This window comes from Mycobacterium sp. pUA109 (genome assembly GCF_041287095.1).
Classification (GTDB): Bacteria; Actinomycetota; Actinomycetes; order Mycobacteriales; family Mycobacteriaceae; genus Mycobacterium.
The window spans coordinates 41,705-59,242 of sequence record NZ_JBGGKS010000014.1 but is presented as its reverse complement, the minus strand read 5'-3'; the positions used below and the strand labels follow the sequence as shown (position 1 = coordinate 59,242).

Below are 17,538 nucleotides of genomic sequence, written 5' to 3'. Positions count from 1 at the left end.
AAGTCCAGCCGAGGAGAAGGAAGTTTTGCGCATCGGGAAAATTACGGTCGGCTCACTCGATGAATGGACGTTGACCCCCGGCTCAGTCACCTCCTGGCACCCGACCCCGGCGGCGGCCGAGAAGGCCCGTCAAGCGCCGGTCAGCTCCGTGCCGATCAGCTACATGCAGGGCCAACACCTGCGTAATTACCGCGAACAGACCGCCTCGGGCCAGGGCTTTTCGCGGCAGATCATCGCTAGCTGTGACGTGCCGGGACAGTGCGATGTTTCCGCCATGGACCACGCCCTAAACGCCTACCTGCGTCGGCATGACACGTTCCGCAGTTGGTTCGAAGACACCGGCAATGGCGAGTTCATCAGGCGTACCATCACCGATCCGGCCGATATTGAGTTCACGCCGATCGATCACGGCACCATGACGGTCGACGAAATACACGCGCACGTCGTGGACATCCCAAATCCGCTCGAGTGGGGCTGTTTCACCTTCGGGATCGTCCAATGCGAGAACCACTTCACCTTTTTTGCCGCGATGGATCACGTCCACGGGGACGCCACGTTGATCGGCACCACGATGCTGGAAGCCAACGGCATGTATTCGGCGTTGAGCGGAGGTGGTGCGCCCCTTACGCTTCCCGATGCCGGCAGCTTTGATGACTTCTGTGTCCGCGAGCGGGAGTACACCTCTCAGTTGACCCTGGATTCGCCCGGGGTACGCGCGTGGATTGACTTCGCCGAAAACAACAACGGAAGCTTTCCTGAATTCCCCCTCCCGCTGGGTAACCCGTCGGAGTCGACCAGCAGTGTCATGACCTCCGAAACCCTGATGGACCCGGCCCAAACGGAGCGATTCGAATCAGCCTGCACGGCGGCCGGCGCGCGCTTTGTCGGCGGCTTGTTCGCCTGCCTGGCCCTGGTGGAACACGAGTTCACCGGCGCGCTCACGTATTACGGGCTGACTCCCAGGGATTCCCGCACCGCCGCCGACAATTTTATGACGCAGGGCTGGTTTACCGGCTTGATCCCGATCACCGTGCCGGTAGCTGCGACATCCTTCGCCGAGGCCGCATGGGCAGCGCAGACCTCCTTCGATTCCGGTCTGGACATGGCGAAGGTACCGTATTACCGCGTACGGGAATTGGCGCCGTGGTTGAACTGGCCACAGCCAAACTTTCCGGTGTCGAACTTCTTTCACGGCGGCGCTGCTCCGCTCAACGCTATTCTTGCGGCAGCCGACATGGGCCTTGCAAACAATATCGGGATCTACCCGGACGGCCGGTACTCGTATCAGCTGACCATCTATATCTTCCGGTACGGCGAGGGCACGGTCATGGCGATCATGCACCCCGACAACCCGGTCGCTGAGAAATCAGTTACGCGCTATATGGAAGCGATGCGGTCCGTGTGCATGCGGGTCGCTGATAGCGGGCATTGGGGACGCGTCGCGTAGTGTCGAGCGATTCCGTGGCTTGCGCCATTCTGAAACGCGCGATTTCGAACGAAATTGCGCAGTTTGACTGCAGTGTCCGCCGGTGTCGCCGGCGGGTGCATGCGACTGCGCCGACCGGGGTGAGGGCAACATGCGACGGCTAGCCGATTTTGTGGTGCGGTGGCCCTGGGTCGTCGTCGGGGCCTGGGTGGCGATAGCGGTCGCGCTACCGCTGATGGTCCCCTCCCTGAACGAGATGTCCCAGCGGCATCCGCTGGCGATCTTGCCCAGCGACGCGCCGTCGAGCGTCGCCGCGCGGAAGATGACCGAGGCGTTTCACGAATCGGGCGGCGACAACCTCCTGCTGGTGGTGCTGACCGACGACAAGGGGCTCGGCCCCGCCGATGAAGCCGCATATCGCAAACTGGTGGACACCCTGCACGCGGACACGCGAGATGTGCTGATGTTGCAGGATTTCATCAGCACGCCACCCCTGCGTTCGGTGGTGACCAGCAAGGACAACAAGTCGTGGGTGCTGCCGGTCGGGGTGGCGGGCGAGTTGGGCACGCCCCGGTCCTACGACGCTTTCAAACGCATTGGCGACATCGTCAACCACGCCGTGGCCGGCACGCCGCTGACGGCAAACCTCACCGGTCCGGCGGCCACCGTCGCTGACCTCACCGTCGCCGGCGATCGGGATCGGATGCCCATCGAGCTGGCGATCGGCGTGCTGGTGCTCCTCGTCCTGCTGGTGATCTACCGCAGCGTGGTCACCATGCTGCTGCCGTTACTGTCGATCGGGCTGTCCCTGGTCATCGCCCAGGCGGCAGTGGCTGGATTCTCGCAGCTGACCGGCTCGGGCATCTCGAATCAGTCCAACGTATTTCTGAGCGCGATAATGGCCGGCGCCGGAACCGACTACGCGGTATTTCTGATAAGCCGCTATCACGACCATTTGCGGACGGGAGCGGATTCCGATCAGGCGGTCAAGGGGGCAATGGGCTCGATCGGAAAGGTGATCGCCGCATCCGCGGCCACCGTCGGCATCACTTTTCTGGTCATTAGCTTCGCCCGAATGGGCGTGTTCAAGACGGTCGGAACGTCGTCGGCGATCGGGATTGGCGTGGCATTCCTTGCCGCCGTGACGTTGCTGCCGGCGATTCTGGCGATCGCCGGGCCACGGGGCTGGGTCAAGCCCCGACGCGAGCTGACCGCGCGGTTTTGGCGACGTTCGGGGATCCGCATTGTGCGTCGGCCGAAGGTCCACCTGCTTGCCAGTGTGCTGGTGCTGATCGCCCTGGCCAGCTGCGCCAGCTTGGTGCGCTATAACTACGACGATCGCAAGGCCCTGCCGTCTTCCGCTCCGAGTTCCCTGGGATATGCCGCGTTGGATCGGCACTTCCCGGTCAATCAGTCGATTCCGGAGTACATCCTCGTCCAATCGCCGCGTGATTTGCGCACACCGCAGGCCCTGGCCGACCTGGAGCAAATGGCACACCGAGTGAGCCAACTGCCGAATATCGCCGCTGTCAGCGGTATCACTCGTCCCACCGGAGCTGTGCCAGAAGAATTCAAGGCCACGTATCAGGCCGGTGCCATCGGCACCTTCCTGGCCGACGGATCCAGTCTGATCAACGACCACACCTCTGACCTCAACCGGCTCACCGACGGGGCCGGTACGCTGGCCGACAACCTCAGCCACGTGCGCGGCCAAGTCACCCAGCTGGCTGCCAGTGTCCAAAACTTGGCCGATTCTTTCTCCTCGGTGAAAAACCAGCAGAGCGGCGACACCTTGGTCAAGGAGGTCGACACCGCAGCCAAGCTCGTCGACCACGTCAACTCGCTCAGCAACGCCATGGGCTGGAACTTCACCGCCGGCAAGAACCTGTTCGCCTGGATCGGCCCGGTGTTGACGGCGCTGCAAGGGAACCCGGTCTGCGATCTCGATGAATCCTGCAGCGCCACCCGCGGCGCCTTCGAACGGCTCACCGGTGGGCGCGATCAGGAAGACCTCGACGCGATCAGCGAGCTGGCCGGGCAACTGCAAGCGATCCCGGACAAGAAGTCCCTGAACGCATCGATACAGCGGGTGCGTGGTGCGTTGAGCAACCTCACCCAGGTAATGCATTCCATGGGCATGGACCAGCCCGGCGGGCTGCAGGCCAACCTGGGCAGCATGCAAGATGGCGCGAACAAGGTTGCCGGCGGGAGCCGGCAAGTGGCCGATGCGGTGGCACAGCTCGTCGACCAGGTCAAACAGATGGGCGCCGGGCTTGATCAGGCGTCGGCGTTTTTGTTGTCGCTGAAACATGACGCGGCACAGCCGGGAATGGCAGGGTTCAATGTCCCGGCCCAGGTGCTGCACCTAGACGAGTTCACGAAGGCGGCCAAGGTATTCATTTCGCCGGACGGCCATTCGGCGCGTTACCTGGTGCAAACCAAACTCAATCCGTTCAGCAGCGAAGCCATGGATCAGGTCAACGCCATCGGTGAGACCGCTCGGGCAGCGCAACCGAATACGGCGTTGGCGGACGCCAAGATATCGATGGCGGGATACACCGTTAGTCTGCGGGACACCCGCGACTATTACGGGCACGACATCCGGTTCATCATCGCTGCGACCCTCATCGTCGTGCTACTGACCTTGATCGCACTGCTGCGTGCGATTGTCGCACCGCTGTATCTCGTGGCTTCCGTGGTGATCTCGTACCTGTCGGCGGTGGGTATTGGTGTGCTGGTATTCCAATTCCTGCTCGGCCAACAATTGCATTGGAGTGTGCCGCCGCTAGCATTCGTGGTGTTGGTCGCGGTGGGTGCCGACTACAACATGCTGCTTGTCTCCCGAATGCGTGACGAGTCGCCGCATAGCGTGCGTTACGGCGTTATTCGCACCCTGAGTTCGACCGGCGGTGTGATCACCGCGGCGGGTCTGATCTTCGCCGCCTCGATGGCCGGTCTGTTGTTCTCGAGCATCGGCACTGTGGTGCAAGGCGGTTTCGTGATCGGGGTGGGAATCTTGCTGGATACCTTCTTGGTCCGCACCGTAACGGTGCCCGCCATTGCCGCGCTGGTGGGGCGGGCGGCCTGGTGGCCGTCACGACTGGATTCGCGGCGGCCGCTGGCGCGGTCGGCGGCCGGAGAGGGTTAGCGCGCAGTCGTGATGTATGTGAGACTACGAAACGAAGCCGAACGGGCAGGAGTAGGGATGAAGAAACTACTCGCAGGAGTTACCACTCTGGTAACTGTCAGCGCCATAGGATGCTTCGGCGTCGGGGCCAGCGTGGCCGACGACACGGCCATCGGCGGACCGCCGACCCCCGGCGCGCCGGGCGACCAGACCGGATACGCCCTCGGCGGGGCTCACGTGTTGGGTATTCCCTACGACGAGTACATCCGCCAGGAGGGAGCCCAATGGTTCCCCGGCCAGCAGCGCCAAATCGTCCGCTACCCGGCGGGCCAGGTCCAGGGCCACGTACTGGAACGACTCTTCCCGGGCATCGGCAAGATCGGCGAAGAGTTACTCCCCGGCCTGGGGCTGGACGGCCCCAGCGTCGGCGAGTCCGTCGACGAGGGAATCGACAACCTCGATGGGGCGTTCCGCACCACCGGTCGCCCCGGTACGGCGATCGGCTTGTCCGAGGGCGGCTTCGTGGTCGACGGCGAGCAGGCCCGGCTGGTCAATGACCCGACCGCTCCCCCGCCGCATACGCTGAACTTCGCCACCTTCGGCGACCCGATCGGGCGTCACGCCTTCGGGGAGAGTTTCCTGACCGCCACGTTCCCGGTCGGCAGCGTTGTTCCCGCCCTCGACTACACCATGCCGCCGCCGTACGAAAGCCAGTACGACACCTATCGGTTCGTGGCCGCGTACGACTCGATCGCAGACTTCCCCGACCGGCCGGACAACCTGTTTGCCCTCGCCAACACGCTCATGGGCCTTGCCACTGGCCACACCGCGGTGGCCTTCACCAACGCGAGCATGGTGCCGCCGCAGAACATCAGAACCACGATCAACTCCAAGGGCGCGAAAGACACGACGATCATGGTCCCGGAAAAGCACCTTCCGCTGGTCATGCCGTTGGCGTACGTCGGGATTGACGAAGACACCTTGAACAAGCTCGACGCGATCCTGATGCCCCGCGTGGATGCGGGCTACTCACGAAACGACGACCCGTCCACCGCTCCGGTTCAGGTGGACCCGGTGCACGGCTTCGATCCCGCGGAGGTCACTGCGCCGGCCAACCAGGCAACCTTCGGCGGCGGCGCTGACCCGGTCTCGCAGATCCTCAGCGGTGCCATGTCCGTGTTGTCGCACACCGGCGAACCCGACCACTGATATTTAGCCCATAAATTCGACTAGTTAGTCCGGACGTAATGTGACGCCTATGCCCCAGTCATCGATCCTCTCCATGCTGCACGGACGTGCCAGCCTGCGGCCCCACGACGTCGCGTTCACGTTCACCAATTACGAGAACGACTGGGCGGGCGTACCCGAGAATCTCACCTGGTCGCAGCTGTCCCGCCGGACACTGAACATGGCACGGGAGATCCGCCTGCAGGCGTCGGTGGGGGACCGGGCGGTCATCCTGGCTCCGCAGGGCCTGGACTACATCGTGGCGTTCCTGGGATCCATCCAGGCTGGGCTTATCGCGGTCCCGCTGCCGTTGCCGCACCGCGGCTCCAGCCATGAGCGGGTCGGTGCGGTGTTTACCGACACCTCGCCGTCGGTTGTTCTCACCACATCCGCGGTGGCGGCCGACGTGGGGGATTATGTCGACCAATCACCGATGGACACCGCGCCGAAGATCGTCGAAGTCGATTCGTTGAACCTCGACGTCGACGGCGCACCCAGCGTTGCGGCGGCGGAGTCGCCGGACATCGCGTATTTGCAGTACAGCTCGGGGTCGACCCGGCTGCCCACCGGCGTCATGATGTCGCACCGCAACCTCACGGTGAATTTCGAACAGCTGATGCGCGGCTTTTCCGCGAACGCCAAAATCCCCTCGGACACCACGATCGTGTCGTGGTTACCCTTCTACCACGACATGGGACTGATGCTGGGTGTTTGCGCCCCCATCCTCAGCGGCTTTCACGCCGAACTGACGAGTCCGGTTGCGTTCTTGGAAAGGCCGGCCAGGTGGATGCGTGCGCTGGCCGAAAATCCGTGCGCGTGGTCGTCGGCGCCGAACTTCGCCTTTGACCTGGCCGCTCGTAAAACCACCGACGGTGACCTGGCCGGGCTCGACCTCGGCGGAGTCCTGGGCATCATCAACGGTGCCGAACGCGTCGAGCCGGCCACCCTGCACCGCTTCGTCGATCGGTTTGCGCACTTCAATCTTCAGGACCATATGATCCGCCCGTCCTATGGCTTGGCGGAGGCCACCGTCTTCGTCGCGACGGGCACCTGGAACGAAGCAGACCCGGCGGGTCACTTCGATCTTGAGGAGCTGTCCGCGGGCCGCGTTCAGCGCTGCGCGGAGGGTGCCGGAACGGCGCTGGTCAAATACCGAGTGCCGCAATCACCGGAGCTGCGGATCGTCGACACCGACACCCACCGCGAGTGCCCGCAAGACGTGGTCGGCGAGATCTGGGTACGCGGCGACAACGTCGCCGAGGGTTACTGGCGCAAATCGCCGGAGGAGCAGGGCTGCTTCGGCGCCACCCTGGTCGACCCGTCGCCCGGCACGCCCGAGGGGCAGTGGCTGAGAACGGGCGATCTGGGTTTCATCTCCGCGGACGAGCTGTTCATCGTCGGCCGAATCAAGGACCTGTTGATCATTCGGGGACGTAATCACTACCCCGAGGACATCGAGGCGACGGTCCAGGAGATCACCCGTGGTCGGGTCGCGGCGATATCGCTGCCGTTGAACAGTACCGAACAACTGGTCACCATCATTGAGCTCAAAAAGCGCGGCGGTAACGAGGAGTCGATGCACTGGCTCACCGACGTCAAGCGCGACGTCACCTCCGCGATCTCCAATGCCCACGGCTTGAATGTCGGGGACCTCGTTCTGGTACCGCCCGGGTCGATCCCCATCACGACCAGCGGCAAGATTCGGCGCGCCGCCTGCATCGAGCAGTACCGTGAGGATCAATTCACCCGGCTGGACGCCTGAGCCGCCCGCGGGGCGCACCCACAACCCGACATGCTGGTCACCGTCCTGGTCATGGCCTTGGCCGTCAGCGTCGAACCGTTCCGCATCGGCATGACCGTCCTCATGCTGAACCGGCCCCGCCCCGCGCTGCAACTGCTCGCGTTTTTGTGTGGTGGCTTCGCCATGGGAATGACCGTCGGCCTGGTCGTTTTGTTCGTCTTTCGACGCGCCCTGCTCGGGTCCTCCTATGTCACGGTGCCCAAAGTGCAGATCCTGATCGGGTTCCTGGCGCTCACGGTCGCGGTGCTCGTCGCCATCGACATCCGCGGCCGGTTGGGGGCGCGCCCGGCGAAACTGGCGACGCCGGGCAGGCGACTGCTGAGCGGGGAGTCGGTGGCGGTCGCGGGCATCGCCGGTCTCGGCATCGCCTTGCCGTCGGTGGACTACCTGGCCGCGCTGGCGATCATCCTCGCCTCCGGGGCGGCGGCCCTAACCCAGGTCGCCGTGTTGGTGATCTTCAACATCGTGGCCTTCGCGCTAATCGAGATTCCGTTGCTGGCCTATCTCCTGGCGCCCACGGCAACCGCCAGGTGGGTCGCGGCGCTGCACGCCTGGATTCGAGCCCGGCGTCGCGGTGAAGTGGCCACCCTGCTGGCCGCGCTGGGCTGCGTGTTCGTCGCCGCCGGGGTGGCCGGGCTCTGATTTCTCCCGCCCGGCAGGACCGCAGGTAGCTCTGCGGAACCGCTCTTCGTCGCCGTTGACCCCCGTCAGCGAGCTTGGCAAGCGGTTCGGTTCACGAAATATCGAACTGGTCCGCGATTTCTTGCCAAGCACGGGCGTACTTTCTTGCGATTTCGGCGATGGTGCCCGAGCAGTGGATGGGAACAGCCTCAGCCAACTCGTTAAAGGTGCTAATGGTAACGACGACGGTGGACAGCAACCGTAGCAGCGCGCGTCCCCTCTCGGAGCCCCTGAGTGCGGGATCTTTTCTCAGTCGTTGGAGCAGATCGTGCCCGTGCACGCCGGCCGACACCGTCGCGCCGGCGCGCGGCACACCGCGCGGGCCGCCAACGGATGGATCCTCGGTGGCGTCGGTCGCGTTAGCCCCTTGTGCAGCGCGGTGGCGCGAATTTTTGGCAGGATTATCGGGCAAGGGATTCTCGCCCTTGTCGATGCGCCGCCGCACATCGCGCGCGGTGGTGACCGAGACGCCCGCTTGCCGAGCTATCTCTCGCAACGATGCGCGTGGATTCATCGACAAAAATTCCGCAGCACGTCGCCGTCCATTAACCGGACTCGCCGGTCGGATCTTTCCGTCGCGCCCAAGCCGGTGACCCAACTGGGAAATTTCCTCAGTTGCACACTCTCGTAATTTGCCCACAGTTTTGTTCGATACTCCTGCGATCTGCGCAATGGATCGATCGGACCAATGGGGGTAAGATCGTAAAATTCGTCGCGCCGCGGCCTTTCGCTCAGCCAGGGTCAGCGGCAGCCCGTGGCTGACGTTCAGATGTACGGCGAGCGCGAAAGCTTCAGCGTTAGTACCCTCAAAAAACCTCGCCGGTATCGCGCTATCCCCGCGTAATTCGGTGGCACGGAGCCGATGCACGCCGTCGATCACCCGCATCGAGGTCCGATGGATCACTATCGGGGGTAAGGGCAGCGGTGATTGTGCCAGGATCTTGACATGGTGCTCGTTTGTCTTGTTCTTCCTCGGGGTGTACGAATTGCGAATCGACGCCACCGGAACATTCTCGACCGGCAGGGAGTTACTTCGCCGTACCCATTCCCCCACCGCATCCGCCGACAACGGGTCGGAGTTACCATACGCATGCATCAAAGGAAGTGCCTGCCTGCTTCGCGCGTTGCTCTCGTTGTTTGCGGCATCGCCCTTAAAGCCCGAGCTATTTTCCTGGTATGCGACGACGGCCTACGGAGCGGTGCCCAGGACCGTCAGACGGGCTTCGGGGTACCCACAGCAGTGCCGGTTGATGAACACGTCGTCACGTACCTTACGCTCGAGTAGCTTACTCTAGAGTAGGTAACGCAGTCGAGGGCTAACTGTCAACATTTGCGTCGCCGAGAGTGCCATCGGCGGCACAGCCGATACGACGCCCACCACTAGTTGTGGCAAACGGTGTTTCGCCACCACTGACCGCGTTCGGCTGTATGTTCTGGGTCGCCGCGGCGGGGTTCGCCCGCCGCCACCACGTCGGCGCTGCGCTCAATGTGTACCGGGGGCGGCACAAGATGTTGCACCTGCTCGACGTCGATGACGCCCACTTGTCGTGGCCGCAGTGGTGGTAGGCCCCCGGCGTTACACCACGCCGCTGAGGTAGTGCCCGTTGCGGACCGCTTGCAGCACCTCGCGCATCGCGTCGCCGCTTTGCTGCCAGGAGAATTCGGCGCTGCGGGCCTGCGCCTTGGTCCCGAGTTGGTCGCGCAGCACCGGGTCGGCCAGCAGTTGCTCGAGCCGACCCACCAGTTCCTCACGGTCGTCGACCAGCACGCCGGTGACCCCGTCCACGATGGAGTCGGCCAGCCCGCCCGAGGACCGGTAGCCGATGGTCGGCACGCCGTGTTGGGCCGCCTCAACCACCGCCAAGCCCCAGCCCTCCTTGCGGGAGGGCAGCACATGCACCCACGATCGCTGCACCACTTCGTGTTTGGCCGCGTCGTCGACGTGGCCGTGGAAGGTCACCGCGTCGGTGATGCCGAGCAGCGCCGCATGGTCGACCAGCCGCTGGTGCCACCACCCACCGCCGACGATGTCGAGATGCAGGCCAGGCACCGTTGAGCGCAGCGCCGCGACCGCCTCCAGGGCGTCCTCGATCTGCTTGTGCGGCACCAGTCGGGACAGCACCACCACCCGCGGTGCGGCCGCCCGTGCACCCGACAGCGTCTGCGCGGGCGCTTCGTCAAGACCGTTGCGCACCACCGCGATTCGCTGGCCGTCCACACCCAAGTCGACCAGGTCTCGCGCCGACGGCAGCGACACCGTCACATACTGGTTGCGGCGGTGCAGCCGCGGCGACAACATCGACTCGACGTACCAGCCGATGCGGCCCAGCACCGGCCCGGCCACCGGCCACTGCTCGCGGTGACAGTGATGCACCAGCACCGCGACCCGTCGCCCGTAGGCCAGCCGAGCCAAGAACGGCAAACCGTTCTGGGTGTCGACCACCACGTCCGGTCGCACCCGCCGCAGTGGGCCCAAGCCGATCCGGGCCGCCAGCATCGCCGCCAATGCCCGCAGGTACACGGTGTAGCGACCGCCGGCGCGGCAGATCCGCACCCCGTCGACCACCTCGCGCCGCGGCGCGCCGGGATAGCGGGCGGTACGCAGCGTGACCGCCACGCCCGAGGCGGCCAGCTGCGCGCCGATGCGCTGCAGGTAGGTTTCGCTGCCGCCGCCCTGCGGGTGTCCGGTGTCGCGCCAGCACAACAGGAGGACCGCACGGACACCAGACATTGGGTTACAGGGTAGCGGCGATCGCCAGCGCGGCGGAGCCGGGCGCAGCGGATCACCGCCGCTGGCTGCGTAGGCTGAGCGCGATGGCCGCCACCGCCGACGTCACCAGCACGTTCGCCACCCGGGCGACACTGTCTCGCTCGCTGCGGCTGCTGGGGCAGTTCCGCTACGAGCAGCGCGACCCGGCCCGGTTCTACCGCGCGCTGGCCACCGACACCGCCGCGATGGTCACCGACCTGTGGCAGGCCGCCCACGGCCAGACCCCGGCCGGCTGCACCCTGCTCGATGTCGGCGGCGGGCCGGGCTACTTCGCCGGCGCGTTCAGCGCGGCCGGTGTCCGCTATATCGGCGTCGAACCCGATCCGACCGAGATGCACGCCGCCGGTCCCGCCCTGCCGGACGCGGCGGGCAGCTTCGTGCGGGCCTCGGGAACGGCGCTGCCGTTCGCCGATGACAGCGTCGACATCTGCCTGTCCTCCAATGTCGCCGAGCACGTGCCCCGGCCCTGGCAGCTCGGCAACGAGATGCTCCGGGTGACCCGACCGGGCGGGCTAGCGGTGCTGTCCTACACCGTGTGGCTGGGCCCATTCGGCGGCCATGAGATGGGCCTGACCCACTACCTGGGTGGGACCCGCGCCGCCGCCCGCTACACCCGCAAACACGGCCACCCGCCCAAGAACAACTACGGCTCGTCGCTGTTCGCGGTGTCGGCCGCCGCTGGTCTGGACTGGGCGACCAGCACCGGGGCCCTGCTCGCCGCGTTCCCCCGCTACCACCCGCGATGGGCGTGGTGGATGACGTCGGTCCCGGTGCTGCGCGAGTTCATGGTGAGCAACCTGGTCCTGGTGCTGAGCCCCACGACCTCACTTGACTGAAACAGGTTCTAATTTCGCCGTCGGCTGGGTATGGTGTGCGCCATGACTCACAGCGCCCCAACCGAGTACGACAAGCTGTTCATCGGCGGGAAGTGGACCACGCCGTCGGCCAGCGACGTCATCGAGGTCCACTGTCCGGCCACCGGCCAATACGTCGGCAAGGTGCCGCTGGCGGCCAAGGCCGATGTGGACGCCGCCGTCGCGGCCGCCCGCAGCGCCTTCGACACCGGCCCCTGGCCCAGCACCCCGCCGGCCGAGCGGGCCGCGATCATCGGCGCCGCGGTCAAGCTGATGGAGGACCGCAAGGAGCTGTTCACCAGCCTGCTGGCCGCCGAGACCGGCCAGCCGCCGACCATCGTCGAGACCATGCAGTGGCTGGGGTCGCTGGGATCGCTGACCTACTTCGCCGGCGCCGCCGACGACGTCACCTGGACCGAGACCCGCAACGGCTCCTACGGGCAGAGCATCGTGTCGCGCGAACCGATCGGCGTGGTCGGCGCCATCGTGGCCTGGAATGTTCCGCTGTTCCTGGCGGTCAACAAGCTCGGCCCGGCGCTGCTGGCCGGCTGCACGGTGGTGCTCAAACCGGCCGCCGAGACGCCGCTGACCGCCAACGCGCTGGCCGAGGTGTTCGCCGAGGCCGGCCTGCCCGAGGGGGTGCTGTCGGTGGTGCCCGGCGGCATCGAAACCGGGCAAGCACTGACCAGCAACCCCGACATCGACATCTTCACCTTCACCGGCAGCTCCGCGGTCGGCAAAGAGGTCGGCAAGCGCGCCGCCGACCAGCTCAAACCGTGCACGCTGGAACTCGGCGGCAAGTCGGCGGCCATCATGCTCGAGGATGTCGACCTGGCCGCCGCGGTGCCGATGATGGTGTTCTCCGGCCTGATGAACGCCGGGCAGGGCTGCGTGAACCAGACCCGGATCCTGGCGCCGCGGTCGCGCTACGACGAGATCGTCGACGCGGTCAAGACGTTCGTCGAGGCGCTGCCGGTGGGGCTGCCGACCGATCCGGCCGCCCAGGTTGGCCCGTTGATCAGCGAGAAGCAGCGCACCCGGGTCGAGGGCTACATCAAGAAGGGCATCGAGGAAGGCGCCCGACTGGTGTGCGGCGGCGGACGCCCCGAAGGTTTGAACGACGGTTATTTCGTGCAGCCCACCGTGTTCGCCGACGTGGATAACAAGATGACCATCGCCCAGGAGGAGATTTTCGGGCCGGTGCTGTGTGTGATCCCCTACGACACCGAAGACGACGCGATCGCGATCGCCAACGACTCGGTGTACGGGCTGGCCGGCAGCGTGTGGACCACCGACGTGCCGCACGGCATCGAGATCTCCCAGCAGATCCGCACCGGCACCTACGGCATCAACTGGTACGCCTTCGATCCCGGTTCACCGTTCGGCGGCTACAAGAACTCCGGCATCGGCCGCGAAAACGGGCCCGAGGGCGTGGAGCACTTCACCCAGCAGAAGAGTGTGCTGCTGCCGATGGGCTACACGCTGGACAGCTGAGCGCGCGGGCGGCCGTCGCGGTCCACGGCGCACAGCAGCCGCCAGGGCCGGGGGATGCGGCCGGGGCGCAGCGCACCGCCGTCGATCAGGGCTTTCAGCACCGGTCGGGTGGCGCGCCGCAGCATCTCGCGGCGCTGCGGTAACCGCCGCACCGCCCGCCAGGTGCGCCACTTCGGCAGGCCCACGGCGCCGTAGACGCCGGGATGCACCAGCATGTGGAACAGCTCGTGCAGCACCACCGGCGCGACGTAGCGGACCGTGACGCGGTCGGCCCAGCTGGCGTCGGCCCAGACTTCGGGGATCCGCAGCCGCGCGTACGAGAGGTGCCGGGCCTCCTCTTGGCGGTGGTAGCGGTTGACCGCGGCCAGGAACGGGTCGGTGTCGGGGTGCTCGCCGGCCAGCTTTTGCAGCAAATCCGGCATTTCCTCCCCGCCGAGCACCAGGGTGAGGAAGAAGGCCTGCCGACGCACGATCGCGAAGTTGGACCGGGTTTCCAGCCAACGGCTCAGCCGTCCACGAGGGACGAAGGGACTGCGGCTGGCCGGCTGCAACTGGTCGATCACCCGCAGGAACAACCGGGAGTGGCGGGTTTCCTCGCCTACCTCATGGAGGGCGAAGACCGAGCGCGCGTCGTTCAGCTCGCTGCGAGCGGCCAGCTCAAAGCAGAACCCCGCCATCAGCACCGCCTCGAACCGGATACCCAAATCCATCACGGCGGCAACCTCTTCGCGGGCCAACCGCGCCTTCTGGTCGGTGCTCAGCGGCAGGTCCAGGCCGTGGATGGACAGCAACTCGTCGGGCAGCACCTGACCGGCGCCCAATTGGCCGACGACGTCGACATCGGGATCGATGAGCTGTCGTTGCGATGCCCGGCTGAGCCGGTCAATGCGTTCCTCCAGGCTGCGCGTAGCCGTCATACCGATCTCCCATTTCAGATAATGCGTTATCTGAAACGCTAGCACGGGTCAGCCGGGGTCGCCAGCGCCTAACAGCACGCTCAAGGTGCGGGTGAAGACGGCCGTGGCGTCGATGTCGGGGTCCAGCAAGGTGTGCACGCCCAACCCGTCGCCCAGGCTCAGGAATGCTTCCGCGAGCGTTTCGGCCGGCAGCGACAGGGTGACGCCGAACTGATCGGACCGCTCACGCAACAACTTCGCCAGGTCACGGGCGAATTTCCGCTGGCGCTCCCGCAGCCGCGACGCCAGCTCGGGTTTCCCCACGCCAGCGATGGTGAGTTCCACCTCCAGGACCCGCCACCGCGGATCATCGCGGAAGACGCCGCGGAACCAGTCACTGACGGTGGCGACCACGTCGGGCACCGACGTCACGGCACGCACCGTCGCGCCGAGCCGTTCGACGGCACCGGCGTCGTGGTCCTCCAGCACGCTGAGCAACAGATCGTCCCTGCTGACGAAATTGCTGTACAGCGCGCCGGTGGAATAGCCAGCGCGGCGCGCGATCTCGCCGGCGGTCGCCCCCTGAAAGCCCTTCTCCAAATACGCCTGCTCGCCGGCCCGCAGCAGTTGGGCCCGGGTCCGCTCCTGCTGTTGAACACGGGTCAGGCGGGGCGCTTGTGGCATGTCCCTTAGTGCACCACAACGCCAAGCTCGCGGTGGCGCCATCGGCTGCGTCGGTACGCCGAAGAAGGTACGAGACGCGACGGGCATCCGCTCATCACCTTCCGTGACGGTCCAACCGGACGCCGCGCCGGGCTGATCGGCGGACCGGACGTGTGGGAGGTCGCGATGTGGGTCGACGATCTCGGGCCCGTCGAGGACCCGGCAGCAGAGCTTGCGGCCGACCGGATCGTCACTCGGGCGCAAATCGACGCCGCGCTCGACTACCGCGCCGACTACCCGGACGAGATCCGGGCCCGAATTGACCTACACCGCAGTGACACAGCTGCCGCCGACGCGCGGTGAAACTCCTGCTCGACGAAATGTATCCGGCCGCGCTGGCCATGGCATTGGACCGAGCCGGCGTCGAGGCGACTCCCCTTGCGGCGCTGGGGCTTACCGGCCACGCCGACGCTGAGGTGTTCACCACCGCGGTCGCCGACGGCTACGTCGTGCTCACCGAGAACGTTGGCGACTTCACCCGGATTGCCGCCGAGCACATCGCCGGCGGTCGCCATCACCACGGATTGTTGATAGCGCTTTCTTCCCGGTTCTTCCGGCGTCCGGCCCGAATCGCGCCACTGGTTGCCGCGGTCATAGCCGTCGCGCACGAGCAACTCGATGACCGGGTTATCTACCTCGACCGCGGGACGAGTTAGCCCGGACATTCGCGGCGAATCCGGACCGAACCCGCTTAGAAGGCGTCCTCGCGCAGTTCCATCAGCGCCAGATCGACGTTGTCCACGATCCGCCGCTGAGCGCTGAGCCGGGGCAGCATGTTCTTGGCGAAAAATGTTGCCGCAGTGACCTTTCCGCGGTAAAAGTTGCGGTCTGAATCGGCCGGATCCTGGGCCAGCGCGTCCAGCGCGATCTGGGCCTGACGCAACAGCAGCCAGCCGATCAGCAGGTCACCGACCGCCAGCAGGAACGGCACCGACTGCAGCCCCACCCGATACAGTTCGCGGGCGTTGTCCTGCGAACCGAGCAGGTAGCCGGTCATGGTGGCGACCATCGCCCGCACGTCGTCGAGCGCGGTGGCCAGGGTGGCGCGAGCCTCGGCCAGCTGGGGGTGGGCGTTGTCGTCGCCGAGGAACGTCTCGATCTGGGTGACCAGATGCTGCAGGGCGACCCCGTGGTCACGGGCGATCTTGCGGAAGAAGAAGTCCTGCGCCTGAATCGCGGTGGTGCCCTCATAGAGGCTGTCGATCTTGGCGTCGCGGATGTACTGCTCGAGCGGATAGTCCTGCAGGAAGCCGGACCCGCCCAGCGTCTGCAGCGACTCGGTCAGGCATTGGTAGGCGCGTTCGGATCCGACGCCCTTGACGATCGGCAGCAGCAGGTCGTTGACCCGGTTGGCCAGTTCGGCGTCCGCGCCGGACACGATGTCGGCCACCGTCGGATCCTGATGGGCCGCGGTGTACAGGTACAGCGCCCGCAACCCCTCGGCGTAGGTCTTCTGAACCAGCAGGGCGCGCCGCACGTCGGGATGATGAATGATGGTTACCCGCGGCGCGGTCTTATCGGTCATCTGGGTCAGATCCGCGCCCTGCACGCGAGTCTTGGCGTACTCCAAGGCATTCAGATAACCGGTCGATAAGGTGGAGATCGCTTTGGTGCCCACCATCATCCGGGCGTATTCGATGATTTTGAACATCTGCGCGATGCCGTTGTGGCTGTCGCCGACCAGCCAGCCGGTCGCCGGCACGCCGTGCTGGCCGAAGGTCAGTTCGCAGGTGGCCGAGGCCTTCAGCCCCATTTTGTGTTCCAGGCCGGTGACGAACACACCGTTGCGCTCCCCCGGCTCCCCGGTCTCGGGGTCCAGCAAGAATTTCGGCACCACGAACAGGCTCAGCCCCTTGGTGCCCGGGCCTGCGCCCTCCGGGCGGGCGAGCACCATGTGGATGATGTTTTCGAACAGGTCGTCGGTGTCGCCGTTGGTGATGAACCGTTTCACCCCGTCGATGTGCCAACTGCCGTCGGGTCGCTCGGTGGCCTTGGTGCGTCCGGCGCCGACGTCCGAGCCGGCGTCGGGTTCGGTGAGCACCATGGTGGCGCCCCAGTTGCGGTCGATCGCCAACGATGCCCAGCGGCGCTGCTGCTCGTTGCCCAGGTGGTAGAGCACGTTGGCCAGCACCGGCCCGGCCATGTACATGAACACCGGCGGGTTGGCGCCGAGCACCAGTTCGTTGATCGCCCAGCCGACCATCGCGGGCGCCGGTACGCCGCCGACGTTCTCGTCGAGCGCGACCCGGAACCACTCCCCCTGCTGCCAGGCGCGCAGCGACTTCTTGAACGAGTCCGGCAGGCTCACCACGTGCGTGTCGGGATCAAAGGTGGGCGGGTGCCGGTCGGCGTCGGCGAACGACTCCGCCACCGGGCCCTCGGCCAGCCGAGCCGCCTCGGCCAGCATCTCGCGCACCGACTCGCCGTCCAGGTCGCCGAACACCCCGCTGGCCAGTGACCGCTCCAGGTCCAGCGCCTCGAATAGGTTGAACTCCAGGTCACGCACGTTGCTGTGGTAGTGGCCCATCGGCTCCGCTTC

General features: G+C 65.9%; 15 protein-coding genes. 10 read left to right on the top strand and 5 right to left on the bottom strand.

All coding sequences use genetic code 11. The annotated features are described in order from the left end of the window. Positions 1–25: 25 nt before the first annotated feature. The 5 genes from ACAG26_RS16940 to ACAG26_RS16920 all read left to right on the top strand — a co-directional run bounded on the left by ACAG26_RS16940 (position 26) and on the right by ACAG26_RS16920 (position 8,223). The gene (locus ACAG26_RS16940) at positions 26–1,447 is read left to right on the top strand and encodes a condensation domain-containing protein (RefSeq protein WP_370484186.1); all 1,422 of its coding nucleotides are present in this window, start codon (positions 26–28) and stop codon (positions 1,445–1,447) included. A 130-nt stretch (positions 1,448–1,577) separates the two neighbouring features. Next, entirely contained in the window at positions 1,578–4,574 is a 2,997-nt protein-coding gene (locus ACAG26_RS16935; RefSeq protein ID WP_370484185.1) for an RND family transporter, read from the top strand. 57 nt (positions 4,575–4,631) lie between these two features. Beyond that, positions 4,632–5,762, top strand: coding sequence for an acyltransferase PE (gene pe / locus ACAG26_RS16930; RefSeq protein ID WP_370484184.1), 1,131 nt, complete (start codon positions 4,632–4,634; stop codon positions 5,760–5,762). 49 nt (positions 5,763–5,811) lie between these two features. Further along, positions 5,812–7,542 (top strand): AMP-binding protein, encoded by a 1,731-nt coding sequence (locus ACAG26_RS16925; protein WP_370484183.1) that lies wholly within the window; start codon positions 5,812–5,814, stop codon positions 7,540–7,542. Positions 7,543–7,572: 30 nt separating this feature from the next. Next, the gene (locus tag ACAG26_RS16920; protein WP_370484182.1) at positions 7,573–8,223 is read left to right on the top strand and encodes a GAP family protein; all 651 of its coding nucleotides are present in this window, start codon (positions 7,573–7,575) and stop codon (positions 8,221–8,223) included. Positions 8,224–8,314: 91 nt separating this feature from the next. Here the strand turns inward: ACAG26_RS16920 and ACAG26_RS16915 are convergent, their stop codons facing one another. Beyond that, positions 8,315–9,265, bottom strand: coding sequence for a ParB N-terminal domain-containing protein (locus ACAG26_RS16915; protein ID WP_370484181.1), 951 nt, complete (start codon positions 9,263–9,265; stop codon positions 8,315–8,317). Positions 9,266–9,690: 425 nt separating this feature from the next. Here ACAG26_RS16915 and ACAG26_RS16910 point away from each other — a divergent pair, with 425 nt between their 5' ends. Then, the gene (locus tag ACAG26_RS16910; RefSeq protein ID WP_370484180.1) at positions 9,691–9,828 is read left to right on the top strand and encodes a hypothetical protein; all 138 of its coding nucleotides are present in this window, start codon (positions 9,691–9,693) and stop codon (positions 9,826–9,828) included. A gap of 10 nt (positions 9,829–9,838) precedes the next feature. On the opposite strand, the gene ACAG26_RS16905 is transcribed toward ACAG26_RS16910, so the two are convergent. After that, a complete protein-coding gene (locus ACAG26_RS16905; protein WP_370484179.1) occupies positions 9,839–10,993 on the bottom strand; it encodes a glycosyltransferase family 4 protein in 1,155 nt (384 codons plus the stop codon). Positions 10,994–11,076: 83 nt separating this feature from the next. Here ACAG26_RS16905 and ACAG26_RS16900 point away from each other — a divergent pair, with 83 nt between their 5' ends. Next, positions 11,077–11,868, top strand: coding sequence for a class I SAM-dependent methyltransferase (locus ACAG26_RS16900; protein ID WP_370484178.1), 792 nt, complete (start codon positions 11,077–11,079; stop codon positions 11,866–11,868). A gap of 42 nt (positions 11,869–11,910) precedes the next feature. Further along, a complete protein-coding gene (locus ACAG26_RS16895) occupies positions 11,911–13,380 on the top strand; it encodes an aldehyde dehydrogenase (protein ID WP_370484177.1) in 1,470 nt (489 codons plus the stop codon). Here the strand turns inward: ACAG26_RS16895 and ACAG26_RS16890 are convergent. Next, positions 13,362–14,297: a diiron oxygenase gene (locus ACAG26_RS16890; RefSeq protein ID WP_370484176.1), complete on the bottom strand. Its 936-nt coding sequence runs from the start codon at positions 14,295–14,297 to the stop codon at positions 13,362–13,364. The two genes, ACAG26_RS16895 and ACAG26_RS16890, sit on opposite strands and share 19 nt — an antisense overlap. A gap of 48 nt (positions 14,298–14,345) precedes the next feature. Next, a complete protein-coding gene (locus ACAG26_RS16885) occupies positions 14,346–14,960 on the bottom strand; it encodes a TetR/AcrR family transcriptional regulator (RefSeq protein WP_370484175.1) in 615 nt (204 codons plus the stop codon). A gap of 165 nt (positions 14,961–15,125) precedes the next feature. Between ACAG26_RS16885 and ACAG26_RS16880 the strand changes: the two genes are divergently transcribed. Then, a complete protein-coding gene (locus ACAG26_RS16880; protein ID WP_370484173.1) occupies positions 15,126–15,302 on the top strand; it encodes a hypothetical protein in 177 nt (58 codons plus the stop codon). Continuing rightward, entirely contained in the window at positions 15,299–15,655 is a 357-nt protein-coding gene (locus tag ACAG26_RS16875; protein ID WP_370484172.1) for a DUF5615 family PIN-like protein, read from the top strand. The genes ACAG26_RS16880 and ACAG26_RS16875 overlap by 4 nt, the downstream gene beginning before the upstream one ends. Before the next feature lie 35 nt (positions 15,656–15,690). On the opposite strand, the gene ACAG26_RS16870 is transcribed toward ACAG26_RS16875, so the two are convergent. Then, positions 15,691–17,526: an acyl-CoA dehydrogenase gene (locus tag ACAG26_RS16870; RefSeq protein ID WP_370484171.1), complete on the bottom strand. Its 1,836-nt coding sequence runs from the start codon at positions 17,524–17,526 to the stop codon at positions 15,691–15,693. Positions 17,527–17,538 lie beyond the last annotated feature (12 nt).

What these genes read in the sequence shown, in the direction of transcription:
- ACAG26_RS16935 (WP_370484185.1), top strand. Translation starts at nt 1,578, where the DNA reads ATGCGACGGCTAGCCGATTTTGTGGTGCGGTGGCCCTGGGTCGTCGTC.
- pe (WP_370484184.1), top strand. Translation starts at nt 4,632, where the DNA reads ATGAAGAAACTACTCGCAGGAGTTACCACTCTGGTAACTGTCAGCGCC.
- ACAG26_RS16925 (WP_370484183.1), top strand. Translation starts at nt 5,812, where the DNA reads ATGCCCCAGTCATCGATCCTCTCCATGCTGCACGGACGTGCCAGCCTG.
- ACAG26_RS16920 (WP_370484182.1), top strand. Translation starts at nt 7,573, where the DNA reads ATGCTGGTCACCGTCCTGGTCATGGCCTTGGCCGTCAGCGTCGAACCG.
- ACAG26_RS16910 (WP_370484180.1), top strand. Translation starts at nt 9,691, where the DNA reads ATGTTCTGGGTCGCCGCGGCGGGGTTCGCCCGCCGCCACCACGTCGGC.
- ACAG26_RS16905 (WP_370484179.1), bottom strand. Translation starts at nt 10,993, where the DNA reads ATGTCTGGTGTCCGTGCGGTCCTCCTGTTGTGCTGGCGCGACACCGGA.
- ACAG26_RS16900 (WP_370484178.1), top strand. Translation starts at nt 11,077, where the DNA reads ATGGCCGCCACCGCCGACGTCACCAGCACGTTCGCCACCCGGGCGACA.
- ACAG26_RS16895 (WP_370484177.1), top strand. Translation starts at nt 11,911, where the DNA reads ATGACTCACAGCGCCCCAACCGAGTACGACAAGCTGTTCATCGGCGGG.
- ACAG26_RS16890 (WP_370484176.1), bottom strand. Translation starts at nt 14,297, where the DNA reads ATGACGGCTACGCGCAGCCTGGAGGAACGCATTGACCGGCTCAGCCGG.
- ACAG26_RS16885 (WP_370484175.1), bottom strand. Translation starts at nt 14,960, where the DNA reads ATGCCACAAGCGCCCCGCCTGACCCGTGTTCAACAGCAGGAGCGGACC.
- ACAG26_RS16880 (WP_370484173.1), top strand. Translation starts at nt 15,126, where the DNA reads ATGTGGGTCGACGATCTCGGGCCCGTCGAGGACCCGGCAGCAGAGCTT.
- ACAG26_RS16870 (WP_370484171.1), bottom strand. Translation starts at nt 17,526, where the DNA reads ATGGGCCACTACCACAGCAACGTGCGTGACCTGGAGTTCAACCTATTC.